The sequence below is a fragment of the Methylobacterium currus genome, assembly GCF_003058325.1.
GTDB classification, from domain to species: domain Bacteria; phylum Pseudomonadota; class Alphaproteobacteria; order Rhizobiales; family Beijerinckiaceae; genus Methylobacterium; species Methylobacterium currus.
The window spans coordinates 4,690,996-4,697,500 of record NZ_CP028843.1 but is presented as its reverse complement, the minus strand read 5'-3'; the positions used below and the strand labels follow the sequence as shown (position 1 = coordinate 4,697,500).

Annotated in this window: 6 protein-coding genes (1 of these 6 cut by a window edge); 2 read left to right on the top strand and 4 right to left on the bottom strand. The window is 71.7% G+C overall.

All coding sequences use genetic code 11. The features are described from left to right. Positions 1-750 carry the 5' portion of a phosphogluconate dehydrogenase C-terminal domain-containing protein gene (locus tag DA075_RS21765; protein ID WP_099955006.1) on the bottom strand. Its footprint begins 81 nt before the window's first position, so the window shows 750 of its 831 coding nt (coding positions 1-750); it begins with the start codon at positions 748-750; the stop codon falls past the left edge of the window. Positions 751-948: 198 nt separating this feature from the next. Between DA075_RS21765 and DA075_RS21760 the strand changes: the two genes are divergently transcribed. Further along, the gene (locus DA075_RS21760; RefSeq protein ID WP_099955005.1) at positions 949-1,965 is read left to right on the top strand and encodes a TRAP transporter substrate-binding protein; all 1,017 of its coding nucleotides are present in this window, start codon (positions 949-951) and stop codon (positions 1,963-1,965) included. A gap of 7 nt (positions 1,966-1,972) precedes the next feature. Here DA075_RS21760 and DA075_RS21755 read toward each other — a convergent pair whose 3' ends face one another. Next, positions 1,973-2,701: a hypothetical protein gene (locus tag DA075_RS21755; protein ID WP_099955004.1), complete on the bottom strand. Its 729-nt coding sequence runs from the start codon at positions 2,699-2,701 to the stop codon at positions 1,973-1,975. 240 nt (positions 2,702-2,941) lie between these two features. Here DA075_RS21755 and DA075_RS21750 point away from each other — a divergent pair, with 240 nt between their 5' ends. After that, entirely contained in the window at positions 2,942-3,193 is a 252-nt protein-coding gene (locus tag DA075_RS21750) for a DUF6894 family protein (protein ID WP_099955003.1), read from the top strand. A 24-nt stretch (positions 3,194-3,217) separates the two neighbouring features. Here the strand turns inward: DA075_RS21750 and DA075_RS21745 are convergent, their stop codons facing one another. Both DA075_RS21745 and DA075_RS21740 read right to left on the bottom strand, forming a co-directional pair. Further along, a complete protein-coding gene (locus DA075_RS21745; protein WP_099955002.1) occupies positions 3,218-4,078 on the bottom strand; it encodes a TIGR02285 family protein in 861 nt (286 codons plus the stop codon). A 162-nt stretch (positions 4,079-4,240) separates the two neighbouring features. Continuing rightward, on the bottom strand, positions 4,241-6,085 hold the full coding sequence (locus DA075_RS21740) for a glycoside hydrolase family 15 protein (RefSeq protein ID WP_099955001.1): 1,845 nt from the start codon (positions 6,083-6,085) through the stop codon (positions 4,241-4,243). Between the last annotated feature and the right edge of the window lie 420 nt (positions 6,086-6,505).

Sequence of the window (6,505 nt, the reverse complement as noted above, 5' to 3'; positions counted from 1 at the left end):
GCCGAACTGGATCGCCTTGTTGCAGGCATCCGAGAATACCCCGTCGATTTCCTCGAACGTGACCGCCGCCAGGATGTTGAGGTGGCCGAGCAGGAAGTCGCGGGCGCAGACTTTCGGGACGCCGCGGCGCACGGTCTCGTCCATCGCCTCGCGCATCACCGCGAGCAGCGTGGCGCAGACGGTTTCGGACAGGCCGGGCTCGAGGAGCGCCATCTGCTCCACGGTGACGCGGTGCGAGCGCAGGATCGGCGCCCAGATCGCCTTGGCGACGCGCTCGCCGAGGGCATAGGCCTCTTCGGGCCCCTGCATCAGCGCGCTGACGATCGATTGCTTCGCGGCGATGCCGCCGAAATGGTCGCGGCGCCCTGCCTCCGTCGTCTCGTCGTTGAAGATCGGCGAGTGACAGGGATGGGTGACGAAGTAGGTCAGGTCCGGCCGCTCCGGCAGATGGCCGGCGAAGGGGGCCGCCGCGTCGAGGATCACCACCATCGTGCCCGCCTTCAGCTTCGGCGACAGGCCGTGCGAGACCCGGCCGATCAGGGTGTCGGGGACCGCCAGGATCACCACCTCGGCCTCGTCGAGGGCGGCATCCGCCTCGACGCAGTCGAGGCCGAGCTCGCTCTTGAGCCGCTGGCGCCCGGCCTCGCCGACCTCGACGGGGGCGATCCGGAATTCCGATGTCACCAGGTTGCGGGCGAGCCGCACGCCCATCTTCCCCCCGGCCCCGAACAAGGCGATTCTCTCGGTCATGGCGTAGTCTCCCCGCGAGCCGCCGCCAGCCTCCTGGGTAGCCTCTCGGGGCCCCTTGCCGGGCGGCGGCGGACCTGACAGTGGCGGCGGACCGCGCCCGCGGCAATCGATTTGTCGTCCACCGCCGCGGGCGGCGTGAAGAGGACATCAAGGATTGGGGGCGTAGCGCCCGAGGCGATCGGCGAGGAGGATCGACGAATGACGAGGCGCGCCCTGTTCCGCGCATTTCTGGCTTGCTCATGCTGGGCCGCCCTGCCGTCGCTCGGGCCTTCGGCCGCGCAAGCCCCGGCGGCAGGCGCCCCGATCGTGTGGCGGATGCCGACCGAGTACCCCGCCAGCACCATGCCCGGCGAGGGGCTCGCCACCTTCGCGCGCCTCGTGGCCGAGCGCAGCGGCGGGCGGCTCACGGTCCAGCCGAGCTTCGATGCCGCCGCGGGCCTGCGCTCCGGGGCGATGGTCGGCGCGGTCGCGGCCGGCACGGTCGAGGCGGCGGATGCCTTCACGGGGCCGCTGGCGGCGGTCGATCCGGTCTTCGGCCTCTCCTCCCTGCCCTTCCTGGCGACCTCGATCGAGGAGGCAAAGGCCCTCGCGGCCATCGCCCGGCCGGCCTATGCGCGGGCGCTGGCCGCGAAGGGCCAGCGGCTGCTCTACGTCACGCCCTGGGCGCCGTCGGGGATCTGGTCGCGCCACGCCCTCGCGGGTGCCTCCGACCTGAAGGGCCTCAAGATCCGCACCTACGACGCCACCTCGACGGCGGTGCTCGCTGCCGCCGGCGCACAGGCCGTCAACCTGTCCCAGGCCGACGCGATCCCGCAGGTGAAGGCCGGCTCCGTCGACGCGATGCTCTCCTCCGGCGATGGCGGCGTCGGGCGCCGCCTGTGGGAGCAGCTGCCGCATTTCACGGCGGTGCAATACGCGATGCCGATCTCGATCGCCGTGGTCTCAGGCTCCGCCTACGAGGCCTTGCCGGAGGTGGCGCGCCAGGCCGTCGACGCGGCCGCCGCCGAGACCGAGGCGCGGCAATGGGCAGCGATCCGCACCCGCCTCGACGAGAATTTTTCCAGGATGCGCCAGAACGGCGTCGCCATCGCCGACCCGCCCGCTGCGTCGATCACCGAGGCTCTGACCAAGGCTGGCGAGGCGGCCGTGGCGGCCTGGGAGACGGAGACCGGGCCGGAGGGCGCGCGGATCCTGGCGGCGTATCGCGGGCGCTGACGCGCCCTCACCCGGCGGCGTGAGCGGGCTCGCGCCGCGCCGCCTTCGCGGCTTCCATCCGGAATCCGGCCTCGTCCGGCGCGAGAGTCGGGGCCTGCCGGCCGATGCGCAAGGCCTCGTCGAGAATCGCCACCGCCTCGGCCCAGGCGCCGGGCCAGAACAGGGCGGCGGCCTCGGCCGCATCGGCGGCTTTGCGGGGATCGATCTCGGCGGCGAAGAGGGCGGCGCGGGCAGCGGCCGCCGCACGGGCGCCGCGCACCCAGGTGCCCTGGCGGCCGTCGGCCTCGGCGAGCGAGCCGGCCGACCAGGCGGCGTGGCGGGCCAGCGTCACCGCCGCTCCCAGATCCGGCACGGCCCGGCAGGCCTGGGCGTGCCGGGCCAGCCCGGCCCGTTCGAGCACCGGCGGCAGCAGGCGGCGCACGCCCTCGCGCACGAGATGGGCCGTGCGCTCCGCCTCCACCGCCTCCGCATCGGCGGAGCCCGCGAGACGCAGCACGAAGGCCATCAGGCGCGGGCGCTCGGCATCCGGCATGGCGTCGTTGAGGCCGAGCGCGTAGGTGGCGAGCGGGCCCGAGAAGCAGGGCGGGCAATCCGCCGAGGAGCGGATCGCCCGATAGGGCAGGCCCGCCGCCACCAGAGCCGCCTCGTTGATGCAGGTGCCGCCATCCGGGCCCGGGAAGGTGTGCGAGCCGGGCAGCAGCCGCCAGTTCAGGATGGGGTCGAAGAGGCCGGACATGGAATCTCCCGCCGGGGTTTCGCGAGCCGTCGCCGCCGAAACTGGCAGGGTTTCGGGCCGTCGGCGAGTCCCCTCTTCACCCCTGGTCGCGGGCCGGCGACGGGGCTCGCGGCGCAGGATCGCGGGCTGCGGCATCGCGCCCCCGCTCTGGCCGGGTTGCGAGTTAGGAACATATAGTGAACATTAACCCTGAGGAGCGTTGCCGCTGCGGCGAGCAACGGGGATGGGGAGAGGACCGGCATGACGCGCTACAGATTCCATTGCACCAACGGATCCGAGTGCATCCTCGATGCCGAGGGCACCCTCGTCCGCAACTCCGACGCCCTCGGCCGCCGCGCCCGCGCGGTCGCGGAAGCGGCGATGCGAAGCCTCGGCGCCGGCGACTGGACGGAATGGCGGGTGAGCGTGCACGACCTGACCGGGCGCCGCGTCTGGATCGAGCCGTTCGTGACGCAGGATCTCCCGACGCGAGAGGCGGCCTTGGCGGCGTGAGGCCGCATTCGGCCGCTCGCCCGTTCAGTCGCTCGCCAGGAAGGTGTCGTAGACGGCGCGGATCCGCGGCAAGTCCTCCGGCGCCGCCCAGGCCTCGACGATGCGGCGATAGGCCGGGCCCGGCCGCTCGGCGGCCAGCACCGCGTCGATGCGCGCCACCACCTCGCGCCCCCACGGCGTGCCGGCGCACATCACCCGGGCGAAGACCGGCTCCGGGCTCTCCGCGAAGGACAGGCCCACGAAGGCGTTCGAATCGCCGAACTGGCGGGCGTTGTAGTACTTCGCGATGCTGGAATACTCGATGAGATAATCGAGGCGGTCGTTCAGCAGCATGCGGAGCGCCTCGGCGAACTCGGAATGGGTCTGGCCCGGCGGGTATTGCCGGAACAGCGCGTCGACCGCGGGCGCCATGGCACGGTTGCGCAGCATGCTGGTGCGCAGGTCGCGGTGCTCCGTGAGCAGGGTGCGCAGGGACAGGGGCTCGAGCCCTTCGAAGCGCGCCCGCTTCGAGGCGTGCACGATGACGCGCAGGGGATGGAACATCGCGACAGGCCGTGAGAACACCGCGAAGGCCTCGCGTTCGGGGGTCTTCACGCCGCCGACGAAGCACCATGGCTCGCCGTTCCGGACCGAAGTCAGGATCCGGGGAAACGGGACCGTCAGGGTGGAATGGGTGTAGTCGGTCAGACGGGCGCTCAGCAGCCGGCGGACCTGGTCGAAGATGCCGAGATTGCTGTCCGGGCCTTCGGTCATCATGAAGGGCGCGGCGTCGTAGACCGGCCAGGTGATCTGCCTGGTGAACTCTGCGTCCCCGGCCCGGCCCGAGCCCGAGGATGCCAGGGCGAGTGCGACCGCCAGGCCGATCCGGCCGAGTCCCTTGACCATGAGCTTGTCCGCGAGGTCCTTCGACGAGTCTGCAGGATATGCCGTGGTTTCATTCAAGATCAGGTTAACCCACGTAGGGGTCATCGACGAGGGAACATCCTGGAGAAGTCCTCGGGTGAGGGCCATGACTCTGCGCGGCTTCGGGAGATTCCGGCCATCCGCCTATCCGGACTGCCCCGCCGGGGGCACGATCCACGGTACCCGGCGCCAGCGCGTCTCGCGCAAGGTGCGATCGGCATAGGTGCCGGCCACCGCCGCCCGGCCGCCCTGCGTCGCGAGGTCGAGGACGAGGGCGCTGTGGATGAAGGCGAGGTGGCTGAAGGCCTGCGGGAAGTTGCCCAGGAAGGTGCGGTCCTCCGCCACCTCCTCGGCATAGAGGCCGAGGTCGTTCTGCAGCGCCCGCAAGGCGTCGAAGCGGGTGCGCGCCTCCTCGGTCCGGCCGAGCCAGGCCAGCGCATCGACGAGCCAGAAGGCACAGATCAGGAAGGTGCCCTCGTGACCCGGCAGCCCGTCGTCGTTGCGGTAGCGGTAGACGAGCGGGCCGTGGCCGAGGCGCTCGATCACCACCTCGACCGTGCGGGAAAACACCGCCTCGTCGACCGGGAAGCCGACCATCGGGGCGATGAGCAGCGCGGCATCGGGATCGTCGCCGCCGAGATATTGCGGGTAATAGCCGTCGCGGTGAACCCCCTCGCCGTTCACCCGGGCCACGATGGCGTCCCGTGCCGCGCACCAGTGCGGCCGCTCCCCGAACAGCCGGATCGCGCGGTCGACCGCGACCCAGTTCATGATCGCGGCGTGCAGGTAATGCTCTTCGGGCTTGCGCGGCTCCCACAGGCCGGCATCGGTCTCGTGCCAGTGGGCGGCGGCGAAATCCGCCAGCCGGATCGCCTGGCGCTCCATCGTCCCGGGGATCGTGCCGCCGAGGCTCCGATAGAGGTGGAGCAGGTCGAGCACCTGCCCGTAGGCGTCGCTCTGGTGCTGCTCGGCCGCCTCGTTGCCGTAACGGACCGGGGCGCTGCCGCGCCAGCCCTCGAAATGGGCGGCCTCGTGCTCGGTCAGGTCGGTCTCGCCCGCGATGGCGTAGAGCGGGCGCAATCCGCCCTCGTCGCGCTCGGCGAGGCTGCCGACGAAGCGGAAGAACGCCTCCGCCTCCGCCACCATGCCGAATTTCTTGAGCACGTAGAAGGACAGGCAGGCGTCGCGGATCCAGCAGAACCGGTAATCCCAGTTGCGGATGCCGCCGATCTCCTCCGGCAGCGAGGTGGTGGCCGCTGCCACGATGGCGCCCGAGGGCGCGTAGGTCAGCGCCTTCAGCGTCAACGCGCTCCGCAGGAGCTGGTCGGCGAGCGGCCCGTCATAGGCGGCCCCCGCCGACCAGCCGGTCCAGGCCCGGCGCGCCGTCTCCATCAGCGCGCGGGGACGGAGGGCGCCGCGGTCCCCGGCGCCGGCGGGATAGAGCGCGAAGGCCTGCTCGCCCCCATGCGTGATGGTGAACCGCGCCACGGCTTCGGCGCCTTCGATCGCGAGGGGCAGATCGGCGATCAGGTCCGGCAGCCCCTCGGCGCCGGCGCCACCCGGGACCGGGACGAGCGCCGGAAAGGTCTCGGAGAAGCCCGCCAGCGGCCGGTAGACCGCCCGCATCGGCACCGCGCCGGACACGCCCGAAACCAGGCGCAGCAGGCAGGGCAGCACCCGGCCGGCTTCGGGCGCGAGCATGACATCGTGCACCGTCGCCGCCCCGGTGGCGCAGGTGAAGGTGGTCTCCAGGATGTTGGTGCCCGGCAGGTAGAGCCGGGCGCTCTCGAACGGCCCCTCGGGCGCGAGCGCGAAGAAGCCGCCGCGCCGGCGGTCGAGCAGGCGGGAGAAGACCGGAGGCGCGTCGAACCGCGGGAGGCAGGCCCAGTCGATCGAGCCGTCGCGGGCGACCAGGGCGCAGCCGTGGCAATTGCTGATGAGCCCGTAGGCCTCGATGGGCTGGTAGGGCCGCGCGTCCGGATCGTGCATCGAGGGGTCTCGGGCGAGAGGGGCGGGCCGGAGGCGGTGGGAGAGGGCGAGCCCCCCTCCCCTCGCGCCGCATGACCCAGAGGCACCGGGACGAATGGCCGGGCTTCGCCCATGTTCCCTCGGGAAGGTGGAAATTTTCTGCGGATGAAAGAGTGGGTAAGAACGTCGTCTCAGTGTCGTCGCGATGGGTTGCTTGACGGTGACGTCCACCCTCGGCGTCAGTCCGGGGCCGCGCGGCGGAGCCCGGAATCCAGACGCTCAGATCATCCAGAACGAGCGGAGGCTCTCCGCTCTCCGCTGAACTCTCGGCAACCCCGGATTTATACCATCGCGCTTTCGCATCGACACGTCGATGCGAAAGCGTCCGGCGCATCAGCGCCGGCGCCCGTTCGGGCTTAGCCAGCGCCTTCGAACGAGCCC

What these genes read in the sequence shown, in the direction of transcription:
- DA075_RS21750 (WP_099955003.1), top strand. Translation starts at nt 2,942, where the DNA reads ATGACGCGCTACAGATTCCATTGCACCAACGGATCCGAGTGCATCCTC.
- DA075_RS21740 (WP_099955001.1), bottom strand. Translation starts at nt 6,085, where the DNA reads ATGCACGATCCGGACGCGCGGCCCTACCAGCCCATCGAGGCCTACGGG.
- DA075_RS21745 (WP_099955002.1), bottom strand. Translation starts at nt 4,078, where the DNA reads ATGGTCAAGGGACTCGGCCGGATCGGCCTGGCGGTCGCACTCGCCCTG.
- DA075_RS21755 (WP_099955004.1), bottom strand. Translation starts at nt 2,701, where the DNA reads ATGTCCGGCCTCTTCGACCCCATCCTGAACTGGCGGCTGCTGCCCGGC.
- DA075_RS21760 (WP_099955005.1), top strand. Translation starts at nt 949, where the DNA reads ATGACGAGGCGCGCCCTGTTCCGCGCATTTCTGGCTTGCTCATGCTGG.